Source organism: Lysobacter oculi (genome assembly GCF_003293695.1).
Lineage (GTDB): Bacteria > Pseudomonadota > Gammaproteobacteria > Xanthomonadales > Xanthomonadaceae > Solilutibacter > Solilutibacter oculi.
Window position 1 is genome coordinate 2,334,895 of sequence record NZ_CP029556.1, and the last position, 15,044, is coordinate 2,349,938.

Annotated in this window: 14 protein-coding genes and 1 tRNA gene; 10 read left to right on the forward strand and 5 right to left on the reverse strand. The window is 68.6% G+C overall.

The window, feature by feature from the left end:
• Nucleotides 1–34: 34 nt before the first annotated feature.
• Nucleotides 35–1,198, reverse strand: a complete 1,164-nt coding sequence (locus DCD74_RS11210) for a LysM peptidoglycan-binding domain-containing protein (protein ID WP_237049600.1) — start codon at nucleotides 1,196–1,198, stop codon at nucleotides 35–37.
• A 150-nt stretch (nucleotides 1,199–1,348) separates the two neighbouring features.
• Here DCD74_RS11210 and def point away from each other — a divergent pair, with 150 nt between their 5' ends.
• Genes def through DCD74_RS11230 form a run of 4 tightly spaced genes read left to right on the forward strand, consistent with a single transcriptional unit; the run spans nucleotide 1,349 to nucleotide 5,787 of the window.
• Entirely contained in the window at nucleotides 1,349–1,858 is a 510-nt protein-coding gene (gene def, locus DCD74_RS11215; RefSeq protein WP_112927385.1) for a peptide deformylase, read from the forward strand.
• Nucleotides 1,859–1,868: 10 nt separating this feature from the next.
• On the forward strand, nucleotides 1,869–2,780 hold the full coding sequence (gene fmt / locus DCD74_RS11220; protein ID WP_112927386.1) for a methionyl-tRNA formyltransferase: 912 nt from the start codon (nucleotides 1,869–1,871) through the stop codon (nucleotides 2,778–2,780).
• 3 nt (nucleotides 2,781–2,783) lie between these two features.
• A complete protein-coding gene (gene rsmB, locus DCD74_RS11225; protein ID WP_112927387.1) occupies nucleotides 2,784–4,070 on the forward strand; it encodes a 16S rRNA (cytosine(967)-C(5))-methyltransferase RsmB in 1,287 nt (428 codons plus the stop codon).
• Between the two features lie 22 nt (nucleotides 4,071–4,092).
• Nucleotides 4,093–5,787 (forward strand): ArnT family glycosyltransferase, encoded by a 1,695-nt coding sequence (locus DCD74_RS11230; RefSeq protein WP_112927388.1) that lies wholly within the window; start codon nucleotides 4,093–4,095, stop codon nucleotides 5,785–5,787.
• On the opposite strand, the gene DCD74_RS11235 is transcribed toward DCD74_RS11230, so the two are convergent.
• The gene (locus tag DCD74_RS11235; RefSeq protein WP_162616003.1) at nucleotides 5,758–6,522 is read right to left on the reverse strand and encodes a glycosyltransferase family 2 protein; all 765 of its coding nucleotides are present in this window, start codon (nucleotides 6,520–6,522) and stop codon (nucleotides 5,758–5,760) included. The two genes, DCD74_RS11230 and DCD74_RS11235, sit on opposite strands and share 30 nt — an antisense overlap.
• A 64-nt stretch (nucleotides 6,523–6,586) precedes the next feature.
• Between DCD74_RS11235 and DCD74_RS11240 the strand changes: the two genes are divergently transcribed.
• The gene (locus DCD74_RS11240) at nucleotides 6,587–7,708 is read left to right on the forward strand and encodes a glycosyltransferase (RefSeq protein WP_112927820.1); all 1,122 of its coding nucleotides are present in this window, start codon (nucleotides 6,587–6,589) and stop codon (nucleotides 7,706–7,708) included.
• A 13-nt stretch (nucleotides 7,709–7,721) separates the two neighbouring features.
• On the opposite strand, the gene DCD74_RS11245 is transcribed toward DCD74_RS11240, so the two are convergent.
• The 3 genes from DCD74_RS11245 to DCD74_RS11255 form a co-directional block, all read right to left on the reverse strand.
• Complete coding sequence (locus DCD74_RS11245) at nucleotides 7,722–9,272, reverse strand: PH domain-containing protein (protein WP_112927390.1); 1,551 nt, start codon at nucleotides 9,270–9,272, stop codon at nucleotides 7,722–7,724.
• Nucleotides 9,262–9,771, reverse strand: coding sequence for a PH domain-containing protein (locus DCD74_RS11250; RefSeq protein WP_112927391.1), 510 nt, complete (start codon nucleotides 9,769–9,771; stop codon nucleotides 9,262–9,264). The genes DCD74_RS11245 and DCD74_RS11250 overlap by 11 nt, the downstream gene beginning before the upstream one ends.
• A 65-nt stretch (nucleotides 9,772–9,836) precedes the next feature.
• Nucleotides 9,837–10,772, reverse strand: a complete 936-nt coding sequence (locus tag DCD74_RS11255; protein ID WP_407072203.1) for a lauroyl acyltransferase — start codon at nucleotides 10,770–10,772, stop codon at nucleotides 9,837–9,839.
• A gap of 61 nt (nucleotides 10,773–10,833) precedes the next feature.
• Between DCD74_RS11255 and dtd the strand changes: the two genes are divergently transcribed.
• The 5 genes from dtd to DCD74_RS11280 all read left to right on the forward strand — a co-directional run bounded on the left by dtd (nucleotide 10,834) and on the right by DCD74_RS11280 (nucleotide 14,937).
• Nucleotides 10,834–11,274 carry a D-aminoacyl-tRNA deacylase gene (dtd, locus tag DCD74_RS11260; protein ID WP_112927392.1) on the forward strand — a complete coding sequence of 147 codons (441 nt, stop codon included), beginning with the start codon at nucleotides 10,834–10,836 and terminating at the stop codon, nucleotides 11,272–11,274.
• A gap of 63 nt (nucleotides 11,275–11,337) precedes the next feature.
• Entirely contained in the window at nucleotides 11,338–13,203 is a 1,866-nt protein-coding gene (rpoD, locus tag DCD74_RS11265) for an RNA polymerase sigma factor RpoD (protein ID WP_112927393.1), read from the forward strand.
• 84 nt (nucleotides 13,204–13,287) lie between these two features.
• Nucleotides 13,288–13,360, forward strand: a tRNA-Ile gene (locus tag DCD74_RS11270).
• 285 nt (nucleotides 13,361–13,645) lie between these two features.
• Entirely contained in the window at nucleotides 13,646–14,266 is a 621-nt protein-coding gene (locus DCD74_RS11275) for a sigma-70 family RNA polymerase sigma factor (RefSeq protein ID WP_112927394.1), read from the forward strand.
• Nucleotides 14,263–14,937 (forward strand): ChrR family anti-sigma-E factor, encoded by a 675-nt coding sequence (locus DCD74_RS11280; protein WP_112927395.1) that lies wholly within the window; start codon nucleotides 14,263–14,265, stop codon nucleotides 14,935–14,937. The genes DCD74_RS11275 and DCD74_RS11280 overlap by 4 nt, the downstream gene beginning before the upstream one ends.
• Nucleotides 14,938–15,044: the final 107 nt, after the last annotated feature.

Here is a 15,044-nt window from a genome sequence, read left to right on the forward strand (position 1 = left end):
GGGCGCCGTCCTGCATGACTGTCGGGCTGGCCCGTCAGTAGGTCGCGTCGGGGTGCTTGAGCTCGTAGCCGGCGCGGGTCGGCTTGATGCTGTCCATCACCAGGCCGTAGCTGATCTTGTCGAAGGTGCGGAACACCATGACGTGACCGGCGAACTCGTCCGGCAGGCGGACCTTGTCATGGCCGCCGACGAATTCCTCGTCGCGCTGCGGCACCTGCACGCGGTCGACCACGTTGCTGCCGACGCGCCAGATCGAGAAAACCGTGCCGTTGTCGATGCCGTCGCGGGCGCCGACCGACAGGGCCACCACGTCGCGCGGGCCACCCACGTTGTCGCGGTCCGCCACCGCCAGCACCTGTGCCTTCTGGTACGGGAACTGCTGCTTGGGCGGGTGCGGGAAGAACGCCAGGTCGTAGGGGATGCTCTCGACCGGGACCACCTTGTCGCCGACGCGGACTTCGAAGTTCTGGTCGTCCAGCAGCAGCGTCGCGGCTTCGATGCCGCCGACTTCGCCACGGGTGATCACGCCGGCGTTGACCTTGCGCATCTCCATGCCGAGCGTCTCCATGCGGCCGCCTTCGGCCAGCATCACCTCGGTCCAGGTGCGGTCGTATGGCGCATCGCCATCGCGACGGCCGGCGTGGTCAAGCGCATCGCGACCGACCAGCGCGCAGCAGGCGCGGCGGCGGCCCATCGAATAGGTCTGCACCGGACGCAGCACGGCGAAACGCTGGCCCGGCTGCGCGGAGGCGCCGAGGCCACGCACGTAGACGGCCTGGCCGCGGATGCCGCGCAGGTGGTCTTCCTCAAGCCCGACCACGTAGGGCAGGTTGTCGATGCGGTCGAAGATCCGCATGTCCTTGAGGAAGGGTTCCACGTCCTTCAGCGGCACGCCCGGGATCGGGGCGCCGGTCATCGGACCGCGGTTGATGTAGGCCAGGCTCAGCACGTCACCCGGGTAGATCAGGTGCGGATTCTTGACTTGCGGATTGGCCTGCCAGATTTCCGGCCACAGCCACGGCTTCTTCAGGAAGCGTGCGGCGATGTCCCAGAGCGTGTCGCCCTTCTGCACCACGTAGGTGTCCGGGTGGCCGGTGCGATAGTCCTGTGCCAGTGCGATGCCCGCGACCGCCACCAGGCTGGCGGCAAGCAAGGGTGCCCGCATCCATTGGCGGATGCGCATGAATTTGACAGCCATCAGTCGTTCCCCACGGATTTCCCCGTTAGCGCGGCATTTAGACCACATCCGGGGCTGATCCACAAGTATCGCGGTAGAATTGGCGCCTAACCCTGTGACTTGTTTGGCCCTATTGCCCGGGCCGCACGCCGATTTTCCGGACCCCGCACCATGGCCCTGCTCCCCATCCTTGAATTCCCCGACGCCCGCCTGCGCACCAAGGCGGTGCCGGTCGATGTCGCCTCGATCGGCGGCGACGCCTTCCAGCGCCTGCTCGACGACATGTTCGAGACGATGTACGAGGCCCCCGGCATCGGGCTGGCGGCCAGCCAAGTCGACGTCCACCAGCGTTTCATGGTGATCGACGTCAGCGAGGAGCACGATGCCCCGCTGGTCTTCATCAACCCCGAGATCGTGGCCAAACAGGGCGAGCAGGTCTACCAGGAAGGCTGCCTGTCGGTGCCCGGCATCTTTGCTGACGTGACCCGCGCCGACGTCATCACCGTGCGTGCCCATGGCCGCGACGGCCAGCCCTTCGAGATGGAGGCCGACGGCCTGCTGGCGGTCTGCGTCCAGCACGAGATGGACCACCTGGACGGCAAGCTCTTCGTCGACTACCTCTCGCCGCTCAAGCGCGAGATGGTGAAGAAGAAGCTCGCCAAGATGCGCAAGGCCGCGTGAGGCCGCGCCGATGAGGATCGTGTTCGCCGGCACGCCCGGTTTCGCCGTGCCGTCCCTGCATGCCGCGATGTCGAAGGGCGATGTCGTCGCCGTCTACACCCAGCCGGACCGTCCCGCCGGCCGTGGCCGGGGCCTGCAGCCGTCGATGGTCAAGCAGGCCGCGCTGGAAGCCGGCATCGAAGTGCGCCAGCCGGACAACCTGCGCAGCCGCGAGGCCCGCGAAGCCCTGCGCGCGCTCAAGCCTGACCTGATGATCGTGGTCGCCTACGGGCTGATCCTGCCGCAGTCGGTCCTCGACATCCCGGTCCACGGCTGCTGGAACGTGCATGCCTCGCTGCTGCCGCGCTGGCGCGGTGCGGCGCCGATCCAGCGCGCGATCGAGGCCGGCGACACCGAGACCGGCGTCTGCCTGATGAAGATGGAAAAGGGCCTGGACACCGGCCCGGTGCTGCTGCGCGCAAACACCGATATCCGCCCCACCGAAACCGGCGGCGAACTCACCGAGCGGCTGTCCGGCATGGGCGCGCAGGTGCTGGGCGATGGCCTGGGCCTGCTGCGCATCGGTCTGCTGCCGAGCGCGCGGGTGCAGGACGAAGACGGCGTCACTTACGCCCGCAAGCTGGAAAAGCACGAGGCCAGGCTCGACTGGTCGGAGACCGCCGTGCAGCTGGCCGACAAGGTCCGCGCCTTCAATCCGTGGCCGATCGCCGAGGCGATGCTGGCCGGCGAGCGCGTGCGTATCCACGGCGCCGTCGCGGTGCCGGGTGGCGAAGGCATGGCGCCGGGCACGATCGTCGGCGCCACCCGCGAAGGGCTGGACGTCGCCACCGGCCACGGCCTGCTGCGCATCCGCGTGCTGCAGCGCGAAGGCGGCAAGGCGATCACCGCCGCCGACTACGTCAACGCCCGCCGCGCGCACTGAACCATGAGCGGCGTGGCCACCCGCGTCACCGCCGCCCGCGTGCTGGATGCGGTGCTGCACCGTGGCCGCTCGCTGAAAGCCGAACTCGCCGCCGCGCTGCCGAAGCTGCCCGACCCGCGTGACCGCGCACTGGTGGAAGCGGCGGTGATGGCCGCGCTGCGCGAACACGGCCGCTATTCGGAAGCGCTCGCGCAGTGGATGGCGAAGCCGCCGGGCCCGAAGGATGGCCTGCTGCGCGCCCTGCTGTACGTCGGCTTCGCGCAGCTGGATGTGATGAAGATGCCGCCGCATGGCGCGGTCGATGCCACCGTCGAAGCCGCGCGTTCGCTCGGTCTCGCGCGGCAGGCCGGCATGGTCAATGCGCTGTTTCGCCGCGCACTGCGCGAATCGATGCCGGTGCCGCGCAGTGATGCCGCCTGGCCGGCCTGGTTGGCCGCACGCATCCGCGATGCCTGGCCGGATGACGCCGAAGCGATCTTCGCCGCCAGCGCCGAACAGCCGCCGATGTGGCTGCGCGTCAATCGCCGCAAGCTGTCGCGCGAGGCCTACGCCGCCAAACTCACCGAAGCCGGCATCGAGCACATCCCGGTGGAAGGGTTGGACGATGCGATCCGCCTCGACGCCGCGCTGCCGGTGGATGCGCTGCCCGGTTTCCACGCCGGCGAAGTGTCGGTGCAGGACGGCAGCGCCCAGCGCCTCGCCGACGCGCTCGACCTGCCCGCCGGCGCGCGCGTGCTCGACGCCTGCGCCGCGCCCGGCGGCAAGGCCGCGCACCTGGCCGAGCGGCATCCCGATGCGCGCATCGTGGCGATCGATGTCGATGCCCGGCGCGTGCGGCGGATGGAAGGGACCTTCGCGCGGCTCGGTCTCGACATCGCCTCGCGCACCGCCGATGCCACCGCGCCCGATGCCTGGCACGCAGGCGAGCAATTCGACGCCATCCTCATCGATGCACCCTGCACCGCGACCGGCATCGTCCGCCGCCAGCCGGACGTGCTGCTGCACCGGCGCGAAAGCGATGTCGCGCAGCTCGCCGATCTGCAGACGCGGATGCTCGATGCGCTCTGGCCGCTGCTGAACACCGGCGGCGTGCTGGTCTACGCCACCTGTTCGATCCTGCCGGAAGAAAACGCGCAGCAGGTCGAGCGCTTCCTCGCCCGCACCGCCGACGCGCGGCTTGAACCGCTGGATGCGCGCTTCGGCCGCGATACCGGCCACGGCCAGCAGCGCCTGCCGGGCGAGGCGGCGATGGACGGCTTCTTCTACGCCCGCCTCCGCAAGACCGCCTGAGCGCTTCGCTATCCTCGGCGCGATGAACGAGACCGATGCCCGCCGCGAGCGCCTGTTTTTCTGGCTGACCGCCATCGTCCTGCTGTTCGCCGGGCTCGGCCTGCGCGATCCCTGGCCGGCCGACGAGCCGCGCTTCGCCCTCGTCGCCAAGCAGATGGTCGAAAGCGGCCAGTGGCTGTTCCCGATGCGCGGCGACGAGCTGTATCCGGACAAGCCACCGTTGCTGATGTGGCTGCAGGCGGTCTTCCTCACGCTCACCTGCAGCCTGCGCCTGTCCTTCCTCATGCCCTCGCTGCTGGCGGCGCTCGGCACGCTGGCGCTGGTGCGCGACCTCGGCAAGCGCCTGTGGAACGTGGAAGCCGGCGCATATGCATCGTGGGCGTTGCTGTTCGCGCTGCAGTTCACCTTCCAGGCCAAGCGCGCGCAGATCGATCCGCTGGTGGTTTTCTGCATCACCCTGTCCGTGTACGGCCTGCTGCGCCATCTGCTGCGCGGGCCGGACCTGCATTGGTGGCTGCTGGGTTGGTTCGCCGCCGGCCTGGGCGTGATCAGCAAGGGCGTCGGCGTGGTCGCGTTGCTGGTTCTGTTGCCCGCCGCGTTCGCGTGGTGGCGGCAGTGGCCGGGCATCGGGCGCGTGCGTGGCCGCGAATGGCTCGGCGGCGTGTTGATGTTGCTGCTGCCGGTCCTGCTCTGGCTGCTGCCGATGCTGCTCGCGGTGCAGGCCAGCGGGGATCCCGCGCTGCAGGGCTATGCCGACAACATCCTGCTCAAGCAGACCGCCAAGCGTTACGCGAACGCGTGGCACCACCACCAGCCGTGGTGGTACTTCGGGATGGTGATGGCGACGCAATGGCTGCCGGCCATCGCCGCCGTGCCCTTCGTCGCGCCGCGCTGGCGCGAGGCGCTGAAGGCACGCGATCCACGCATCCTCCTGCTGCTGGGCTGGGTGGCCTGCGTGCTGCTGTTCTTCTCGCTGTCCAGCGGCAAGCGCGAGGTCTACATCCTGCCGGCGCTGCCGATGCTGTGCGTGGCGATGGGGCCGTGGTTGCGCGATGTCGCATCCCGGCGTGGCGTGCGCATCGGGGCCTTCGTCGCCGGGCTGGCGTTCGCGTTGCTGCTGCTCGGCGCGGGGCTGGCGGTGGCGCTCGGCCAGCCGTCGTTCGAAGCGAAGCTGGCGGCGATCCGCGGCACGGTGGATGGCGATGCGCTCGGCTGGATGCTGGCTGCGATCGGCGGCGCCGGCACGCTGGCCGCGCTCGCCCTGCGCCCGAAGCGCGGCGTCGCGGCGTTGTACGCGGTACTGGCGGCGTTGTGGCTGGGCTACAGCTTCATCGGCTACCCGCTGTTGAACGACGACAGTTCATCGCGCGGCCTGATGCATGACGTCGGCCAGCGCATCGGCCCGGACGCGGAACTCGCACTGGTCGCGTGGAAGGAACAGAACCTGCTGATGGCCGACCGCCCGGCGCGCACCTTCGGCTTCCGCCGCGATCCCGCTTCGCAGCTGCGTGATGCGCGCGCATGGCAGGCGCAAGCGCCGCAACAACGCTGGCTGCTGGTGCAGGACATTGCGCAGGACGGCTGCATCGACGAAAGCCGCGTCATCGACATGGGCATCTACAACCGCCGCCACTGGTGGCTGGTGCCGGCGCCGGCGATGCGCGCCGGCTGCGTGCCGAAGCCTGCTTCAGCGACTGCGGGCGAGCTCACGGAGTAGGCGGTACTTCAACGCCGCATAGCGCATGTGTTCGCGATGGAAGGCGATGCCGCTGCGGCCATCCAGCGCGCCGCCCTGCAGGATCAGATTCTTCAACGCATAGGCCGCCGCCGCCAGCAGGCCGCGCCCGGGCCATGCGGTATTGCCACGCGCGGCCCGCGCTTCGGCCCACAACCGCGCGTACTTGCCGAGCTTGCCGCGGTATTCGGCGCTGCTGCGCGCGGTGTCGTGCTCCAGGCGGATGCGCGAGGGTTTGACGACGCGGCCTTCGACATCCAGGTATTCGTGCACCGGCACGTCGGCATGACGCAGGTCGGCGCGGAACAGGCGATGCACCGGCTCGCGTGCGAAGCTGCCGAAACGCATCGGCTGGCCCAGCCAGTGCGTGCGACGTTGCAGCGTCCAGACATCGGCCTGTTCGATGTCGCCGGCGAACAGGCTGCCCAGTTCGGCATGGGCATCGGCTTCCAGCCATTCGTCGGAATCGAGCAGCAGCACCCACGGCTTTGACGCCATTGCGATCGCCGCGTTCTTCTGCCGCGCGAAGCCGTCCCAGCCGCGATGTTCGACCCGTGCGCCGAGATCGCGCGCGATCCGCACGGTGTCGTCGGTTGAGCCGGAGTCGAGCAGGATCACCTCGTCGCAGACCGCCACCAGCGAGGCGATGCAGCGGCCGATGCGGTCGGCTTCGTTGTGGGTGATGACGACGCCCGAGATCGGCAGCGGTGCGGACATGGCAGGGTCAGCGGGAAGCGGGCGCCAGTATAGGAAACCGGCGGCGCTGCTAACCTGCGCGGCCATGGAACAGCTCCCGTCCACATCGCGCCCGGTGCGCGTCATGCACTTCGTCACCGGTGGTTTTTCCGGTGGCGCGACCCAGGTCGCGATCGCGCTGGTGAATGCCGCGCTGGGCAGCGAGGCGGTCGAGCCGCTGCTGGTCCTTCGACGCAAATGGAAGACCGACCCGAAGCGCATCGACGAACTGCGCGCCGCCGGCACGCCGGTCGAAGTCGTGCCCGGTGGCCTGCATGCGCTGACGATTTTCCAGCTGGTGCGGCTGTGCCGGCGCTGGAAGCCGGACGTGCTGGTCGCGCACGGTTTCAGTGAACACCTGTGGGGCCGTTACGCCGGCCTCCTCGCGGGCGTGCCGCACCTGGTGCACGTCGAACACAACACGCGCGAGCGCTACACGCGCGGGCGCCTCGCGCAGGCGCGCTGGCTGGCGAAGCGCACCGACCGCATCGTCGGTTGTTCGGAAGGTGTGCGCCTGCGCCTGCTGCAGATGGGGATGCCGCCTGACCGCACCCTCGCCATTCCCAACGGCATCCGCCTCGACCCGTTCGCCGACGCCGGTGCGCAGCCGTTCGCCGCGCGCGAAGCGGGCATCGTCATGGTCGCGCGCTTCTCCGCGCAGAAGGACCACGCGACCCTGATCCGCGCCGTCGCCCTGCTGCGCGAACGCGGGCTGACGCCGCGCCTGCAGTTCGCCGGCGCCGGCAAGCGCGGGCGTCGCGAAAAGCTGGATGCCCTTGCACGCGAGCTGGGTGTCGAAGCGCAGGTGGAATTCCTCGGGCTGGTGCGCGATGTGCCGCAGCGGTTGATGGCGCAGCGCATCTGCGTGCTGAGCACGCATTACGAAGGCATGCCGCTGGCCCTGATCGAAGGCATGGCCGCGGGCTGCGCGGTGATCGGCAGCGCGGTGCCCGGCGTGCGCGAAGTGCTGCGCGATGGCGAAGACGGCCTGCTGGTGCCGGAAAGCGATCCGGTCGCGATGGCCGACGCGCTGGAACGCCTGCTGCGCGATGAAGCCCTCGCCGAACGCCTCGGCAGCGCCGCGCGGCGCACCGCGATCGAGCGCCACGGCCGCGCGTTGATGAACCAGCGCTACGAGGATCTCTTCGTCGGACTTGCCGGCCGCTGAGCCGGCGCGGCCATCACCAGCGCAGCGCGCTCTTCGCCAGTCGCCTCGACAACACCTGCTGCAGCGATTCGGCGGCGGCCGGCGTGAGATAGGCGATGTGCAGCGAAGGCGACATCGCATTGGCGCCGGCGGTGTCCAGCAGCAGGCTGCGCATCCCGAACAGGCGGTCCAGCGGTGAGCGCGACAGCTGCAGCGCCTGCAGCTTGTCGACTTCGGCGAAGCGCCACTTCCGCGACCACCAGCCGCGCCGCACCGCGACCAGCGCGCCTTCCAGGCTCCAGCCCGCGCACTGCGCCGACTTCCACGCCAGGAACGCCGACCACGGCAGCCACAGCAGCAACATCGCGCCCCATGCACCGAAGCGCCACACTAGCCCGGCGGTCACCGGCAGCACCCACAGCAAATCGCCCAGCCAGATCCGCAGCCACGCCAGCCGGTGCAGAGGTTGCCAACCCGACGGTGGCCACTGCACGCCCGGCAGCAGATGGTGGATCAGCGCCTCGCATTGCGCGGGCGTGGCGATCGGCGCCAGTTCGCGCAGGCCGCGTTGCTGCTCCTTGCCGCTGGCCTGCCCGCTGGCGGTGTCGATCGACAGTGCGCGGCGTTTCAGCAGCCGGTGCAGCACGCTTTCCCTCAGCGTCCAGGCCTGGATGCGCCGCTTCGGCACGCTGGTGCGCAGGCGGGTGAGCAGGCCGCGCACCACGGTCAGGCGGCGGCCGGCTTCGCTGAGGGTGAAGCCGTGGTACTGCAGCAGCGACATCGCCACCGACAACAGGCGCAGCACGATGACGAACATCGCCAGCAGCGACATCACGCCCAGCGCGTAATCGGTCCAGCCGAAATGGTGGCTCTCGGCGTAGCCCGTGCCGGCCTTCAGCCAGCGCTCGCTGAAGTTGGCGAAGAAGCGCGACGAGCCCTGCGACAGCGCGGCGAAACCGCCCGCCACGAGCACCAGTCCGCGGTTCGACACCAGCCCGTGGCGGATGACTTCCATCGTCGGCATCTGCAGCAGGGTGTGCGAGGCGGCTTCGGGGACGGCCGCGCCGCCTGCCTCCGCCGCGACATCCCCGCCGTGTTCGCGCACCAGCCGTTCCAGCGCGATGGCCTTGTCGAAGCGCAGCACGCGCATCTCGGCTTCGGGTTTCTGGCCGCCGGCGGATTCCAGCCGCACCTCGGCCACGCCGAACACGCGATGCAGCAATGTCTGGTGCAGCGCCACGTTGTGGATCCGCGCGTAGGCGATCTGCCGCAGCTTGCGTTCCAAGAGGCCGCTGCGGATCTCGATGCGGTCGTCCAGCAGCCGGTAGCGGTAGGTGAAGTACTGCCACACCGACATAACGGCCAGCACGCCGACGCCGATCAGCGGCCACAGCTCGTTGCGGTCGCCGCGGCCGGCGAACAGCAGCACCAGCAGCGGAACGATGAACTGCTTGAGGTGCTGCAGGGTCACGAACAGCCACGACCACGGATGCAGCCGGTGCTCCTCGCCGTCGATGCGCAGCGGTGCCGGATCGGTCGCCGTCGAAGCGGGCACCGGTGGCGGCACGGGCAACTCAGTCGTCATCGCGGGCGGGCTCGATGCGGCGGGCCAGCTGCGTGCGCAGCGCTTCGGCGTCCTGTGCGTCCAGGCAGGGCAGGCTGACCGAATGCTGCTGGGTGCCGGCGGTATGCACCACCAGGGTGGCGAGGTCGCGTGCGCGCTCCAGCGGGCCGCGTTTCACGTCGAGATGCTGCACGCGCGTCGTCGGCACGTGGGTCTCGCTCTGCCACAGCTGGCCCTTGCGCACGGCGAAGCCGTCTTCGTCCAGCTTCCAGCGGTAATAGCCGTGGCGACGCCCGCCCAGCCGCGCGCCGAACAACGCGCCCAGCACGATGCCGGCGAGCGGCCCGATCCAGACCGGCGTGTCATGCATCGCATGCGCCAGCACGCCCGCGCCGATGCCGACGCCCAGGCCGACGAAGCCGAAACCGATCGCATGGCTCAGCCGGAAAAGCGGGCGGCCCCGCGCCGGCAGCGGCTGCCAGACATCGGGGTGGACAACGGAAAGCGTTTCGGCGGGCATGGCGCGATGTCCGGTGCGGATGACCGCGCCAGCCTAGCCGGTTTGCGCGACCGTCCGCCGTGCCATCAGTAACAATCCGGCCAATAGGGATTGGCGAAGGCGCTGCCTTCCGGCTGCAGCGACCAGCGCTTGTACGTCCACTGGTACTGCGCCGGCGCGCGCCGGACGATGGCCTCGATGCCCGCGTTCAAGGCCGTCGCCGATGCCAGCGCATCGCGGCTGGCGATCACGGGCGGCGCGGCTTCCACATGCAGGGTGAAGCGCGGCCCGTCGCCCTGGCGCTCGCACCAGGCGTAGAGCACCTCGGCGCCGGTGCGTTCGGCCAGGCGCCCGACCAGCGTCATCGTCGACGCCGGCACGCCGAAGAACGGCGCCCACACGCCATCGCCCTGCTTCGGCTGCTGGTCGGGCAGGATGCCGACCACGCCGCCACCCTGCAGGCGCTTGAACAGCTGGCGGATGCCGATGCCTTCCGCGCGTATCTGTTCGACACGGTCCTCGTCGCCCTGCGCCTCGCGCACCCGGCGCAGGAAGGCCTCGACCGTCGCCGATTCCGGCGGCGCGTAGAGGATCGACAGCGGCGTCTTCCTCGCCAGCCAGCGGTTGAGCAGTTCCCAGTTGCCGTGGTGCGGCGCGGCCACGATCAGCCCGCGGCCGCTGGCCAGCGCCGCATCGAACAGCGCCACGCCGGGGCCTTCGTCGAGCAGGGACAGGCTGTCGGCGGCCGGGCGCGTCCAGATCCGCAGCGTCTCGAACGTCTGCCGGCCGGTGCTGCGCAGCGCGGCGCGGTGCAGGTCGGCGCGTTCGCCCGGCGAGAGCTCGGGGAAGGCGAGTTCCAGCCCGCGCATCGCCACCCGGCTTTCGCGCGCATCGCGGCGCCGCCAGAAACCGGCCAGCCCGTCGCCCAGCGCACGCAGCACCCGCCAGGGCAGGAGACCGGTCAACCGGGTCAGTGTGTAGAGCAGGGGCGCACGCATCGTGCGGAGTGTAAGCGGCGGCATCGACATCCCGCCCCGGGCTGGGGATGATGCGGCCTCCCCGTTGCCCGTCCGGCGAGGCCGCATGCTTGCCCTGATCCAGCGCGTGACCCGTGCCCAGGTGGATGTCGAAGGCGAAACCGTCGGCCGCATCGGTCCCGGCCTGCTCGCCCTGGTCTGCGCCGAGCCCGGCGACGACGACGCGCGCATCGCGAAGATGGCCGCCAAGCTGCTCGCCTACCGGGTGTTTTCTGACGAGGCCGGGCGGATGAACCGCTCGCTGGCCGATGTGGGCGGCCAACTGCTGCTGGTCAGCCAGTTCACCTTGGCCGCGGATACCGCCTCCGGCCTGCGCCCGAGCTTCAGCACCGCCGCCGCGCCTGAAGAAGCTGAACGGCTTTATCTGCAACTGGTGGAGGAATGCCGGACACGCCATGCGCCGGGGGTGGAAACCGGCCGGTTCCGTGCCCATATGGAAGTCAGCCTGGTCAACGACGGCCCGGTGACCTTCCTGCTGCGGACCTGAACCCCCGCGCGGGCGCACCACGGGTATAATTGGGGGTTCACTTCCGCTCAGGTGGCAGCCCGCATGGCCAACGAACGCCAGGCCCAGTCCGAAATCAAGCAGCTCATCAGCAAGGGCCTGGAACAGGGCTACCTGACCTATGCCGAGGTCAACGACCATCTGCCCGACGACCTGGTCGATCCGGAACAGATCGAAGACATCATCGGCATGATCAACGGCATGGGCATCGAGGTGCACGAAGTTGCGCCGGATGCCGAGACCCTGCTGCTCGCCGGCCAGTCCGGTTCGGGCCGCGAGGTCGATGACACCGCCGCCGAGGAGGCCGCCGCCGCGCTGTCCGCGCTCGACACCGAGACCGGCCGCACCACCGACCCGGTGCGCATGTACATGCGCGAGATGGGTACCGTCGAGCTGCTGACCCGCGAAGGCGAAATCGCCATCGCCAAGCGCATCGAGGAAGGCCTGAACCAGATGCTGGCTTCGCTGGCGCTGTTCCCGCCGTCGGTCAAGCTGGTGCTCGACGACTACGCCCTGCACGCCGACGGCAAGAAGCGCCTGGCCGAGGTGGTGACCGGCTTCAACGACTACGTCGAGGAAGCCAACGCCGCCGCCGCCGCCGAGGAAGCCGCCGAAAACGGCATCGAAGTGGAAGAGGAAGTCGAAGACGACGCCGAGGAAGACGACGACGGCGCCGCCGAGGAAGCCGCGCCCTCCGGCCCGGATCCCGAGGAAGTGCGCGCGCGCATGACCGAGATGGCTTCGCTGTGGGTCAAGTTCGAAAAGGCGCTGGCCAAGAACGGCCCGGGCCACAAGAGCGTGGCCAAGCTGCGCCAGGAAATGGCCGACATCTTCGTCACCTTCAAGTTCCCGTTGCCGTACTTCGATGCGCTGGTCAACCAGCTGCGCGACGTGCAGCAGGAGATCAAGATGCGCGAGCGCCGCATCATGGAGCTGGCCACCAAGCAGGCCGGCATGCCGCGCAAGGAATTCCTGAAGGCGTGGGACGGCAACCAGGTCAACTTCGAGTGGGTCGACGAGCTGCTCAAGCGCAAGCAGAAGTGGGGCTCCGGCCTGCGTGACGTGCGCGACCAGATCGTTGCCCAGCAGGAGATGATCCAGGGCCTCGAAGACACCAACCTGCTGACGCTCGGCGACATCCGCGAGATCGTCAAGACCGTCGCCTACGGCGAGGTGCAGGCGCGCAAGGCGAAGAAGGAAATGGTCGAGGCCAACCTGCGCCTGGTCATCTCGATCGCCAAGAAGTACACCAACCGCGGCCTGCAGTTCCTCGACCTGATCCAGGAAGGCAACATCGGCCTGATGAAGGCGGTGGACAAGTTCGAGTTCCGCCGCGGCTTCAAGTTCTCGACGTATGCCACGTGGTGGATCCGCCAGGCGATCACCCGCTCGATCGCCGACCAGGCGCGCACCATCCGCATCCCGGTGCACATGATCGAGACGATCAACAAGTTGAACCGCATCTCCCGCCAGATGCTCCAGCAGTACGGCCGCGAGCCGACGCCGGAAGAGCTGGCGAAGGAGATGGACATGCCCGAGGACAAGATCCGCAAGGTCATGAAGATCGCCAAGGAACCGATCTCGATGGAGACGCCGATCGGCGACGACGAGGATTCGCACCTCGGCGATTTCATCGAGGACACCAACGTGATGTCCCCGATCGATGCCACCACCGACATCAACCTGATCGAAACCGTGCGCGACGTGCTGGCCGGCCTGACCCCGCGCGAAGCCAAGGTGCTGCGCATGCGCTTCGGCATCGACATGAACACCGATCACACGCTGGAAGAAGTCGGCAAGCAGTTCGACGTCACCCGCGAGCGCATCCGCCAGATCGAAGCGAAGGCGCTGCGCAAGCTGCGTCACCCGAGCCGCTCGGAGACGCTGCGCAGCTTCCTCGACATCGACTGACGCTGCGCGCATCGACCGCAACGCATCGAAGCCCGCCGCAAGGCGGGCTTCGTGTTGGTGGCGACGTTAGAATCTCCCCGCTGCGGGCCTATAGCTCAACGGTTAGAGCAGGGGACTCATAATCCCTTGGTTCCAGGTTCGAATCCTGGTGGGCCCAGATCCCGGGTGCGCGATGAACGGGCATGTTCTGGAAAGAGTGGTTTGGCCGGAATGGCCAACTTGTCGTTGCCAGAGAACATAAATCGGCCGATATGGGGCTTGGGTGCCCATGCTGGCGCTCATTGCCTTAGCTGCCGACCCAGAGCGGCCATCGAAGCCGTGATGCAGTTGCCAAGTCGAGGATTGGAAACCGGGAGCTTTTCGACGCCCATAGCCCGTCCGATCGCATCCAAATAGTCCGCTGGCGCGTACTTACCGGGACGACCCCCCGGTAATTGTTACGATGGCCGTGCGCAACTCCCTCCAACACATCACCGAATTCAAGGCTGGAAGACGTATGTCCATGGCGGATGCGCCAATACAGGACGCTACGTATTGGTCCTGCGCGATGTCAGCGGTCGCCTCCGCGCGGGATCGTGACAGCTTCATGCGCATCTACGATCATTTCATGCCGCGCCTCTGCGTATACCTGAAGGGGTTGGGAACGCCGCCGGCAGTCGCCGAGGAGCTGGCGCAGGAGAGCCTGCTGCGGCTTTGGCAGAGCGCCGCCAGCTACGATCCGCGGCGAAGCGCGGTCAGCACGTGGTTGTTCCGCATTGCACGCAACCTGTCCATCGACCGGGCGCGTCGCCTGCGCTACCAAACCGCGCAGGAGAAGACCCTGCACTTGTTCGAGGTCGTGCCCGAGCCCAATACCGTGGAAGAACACGCCGACACGGCGGTACTGGAACGGCGGATCCAAGCGCTTTCGCCCGTGCAGGCGCGCTTGATCCGGATGTCCTACTTCGAGGCGAGGAGCCACCAGGAGATCGCCAACGAGCTCGGCATGCCGCTGGGTACCGTCAAATCCCACCTGAGGCGCGCATTCCAACGCCTGCAGGGCGAACTGGGAGTCGTGCCATGACGCCGCGCCACCACCTTGATCCCTCCACGTTGGTGAGCCACGCCGCCGGTTCGTTGTCGCCCGAGGTTGCCTCGATCGTGGCAACCCACCTGCTGACGTGCGCCCAATGTCGCCGCGCGCTGGCGCTTGCCGAACACGTGGGCGGTGTCCTCATCGGGCAGCAGTTGCCGCACCAGGTGCCGGCTGCGGGCCGCGATGCATTGCGGATGCGGATGCTGGAGCGACTTGACCAGGCAGGCCCGCCTGCCACGACGACGATCCCGCCTTCGCAAGCCGATGACCACGACCACGACCGCTTGCCGCAGCCCCTGCGGCCGTACTTCGGGCCTTCGTACAGCGCGCTGAAATGGCGCTGGATGGGGCCTGGCATGCATTACGTCCGCACCGTTGGCCCCAGCGGTGCGACGATGCTGTTGTTGCGCATTGGCCCTGGCAAGCGCATGCCCGTCCACGGCCACCAGGGGTGCGAGATCACCCAGATCCTCCGCGGCGCCTATGACGACGCCCTCGGACATTTCGCTGCGGGCGATGTCGCCGATCTCGATGGCGATATCGAACACCAACCGGTGACCGCGATGGGCGAGGCCTGTATCTGCGTCGCGGCGCTCGACGCGCCTTTGCGCTTCCCTGGTTGGTTCGCGAAGCGCCTGCAGCCGTTGTTCGGCGTCTGATGGTTGCATCCATCGCCGCTCTCCGCCCCGTAAGAAGATCGGATACCGAAGGGAGCGAGTGGTGCATCGACGACTTGCATGGATGCCGGCGTTGCAGGCCACGCTGC

What these genes read in the sequence shown, in the direction of transcription:
- DCD74_RS11210 (WP_237049600.1), bottom strand. Translation starts at nt 1,198, where the DNA reads ATGGCTGTCAAATTCATGCGCATCCGCCAATGGATGCGGGCACCCTTG.
- def (WP_112927385.1), top strand. Translation starts at nt 1,349, where the DNA reads ATGGCCCTGCTCCCCATCCTTGAATTCCCCGACGCCCGCCTGCGCACC.
- fmt (WP_112927386.1), top strand. Translation starts at nt 1,869, where the DNA reads ATGAGGATCGTGTTCGCCGGCACGCCCGGTTTCGCCGTGCCGTCCCTG.
- rsmB (WP_112927387.1), top strand. Translation starts at nt 2,784, where the DNA reads ATGAGCGGCGTGGCCACCCGCGTCACCGCCGCCCGCGTGCTGGATGCG.
- DCD74_RS11230 (WP_112927388.1), top strand. Translation starts at nt 4,093, where the DNA reads ATGAACGAGACCGATGCCCGCCGCGAGCGCCTGTTTTTCTGGCTGACC.
- DCD74_RS11235 (WP_162616003.1), bottom strand. Translation starts at nt 6,522, where the DNA reads ATGTCCGCACCGCTGCCGATCTCGGGCGTCGTCATCACCCACAACGAA.
- DCD74_RS11240 (WP_112927820.1), top strand. Translation starts at nt 6,587, where the DNA reads ATGGAACAGCTCCCGTCCACATCGCGCCCGGTGCGCGTCATGCACTTC.
- DCD74_RS11245 (WP_112927390.1), bottom strand. Translation starts at nt 9,272, where the DNA reads ATGACGACTGAGTTGCCCGTGCCGCCACCGGTGCCCGCTTCGACGGCG.
- DCD74_RS11250 (WP_112927391.1), bottom strand. Translation starts at nt 9,771, where the DNA reads ATGCCCGCCGAAACGCTTTCCGTTGTCCACCCCGATGTCTGGCAGCCG.
- DCD74_RS11255 (WP_407072203.1), bottom strand. Translation starts at nt 10,772, where the DNA reads ATGCCGCCGCTTACACTCCGCACGATGCGTGCGCCCCTGCTCTACACA.
- dtd (WP_112927392.1), top strand. Translation starts at nt 10,834, where the DNA reads ATGCTTGCCCTGATCCAGCGCGTGACCCGTGCCCAGGTGGATGTCGAA.
- rpoD (WP_112927393.1), top strand. Translation starts at nt 11,338, where the DNA reads ATGGCCAACGAACGCCAGGCCCAGTCCGAAATCAAGCAGCTCATCAGC.
- DCD74_RS11275 (WP_112927394.1), top strand. Translation starts at nt 13,646, where the DNA reads ATGGCCGTGCGCAACTCCCTCCAACACATCACCGAATTCAAGGCTGGA.
- DCD74_RS11280 (WP_112927395.1), top strand. Translation starts at nt 14,263, where the DNA reads ATGACGCCGCGCCACCACCTTGATCCCTCCACGTTGGTGAGCCACGCC.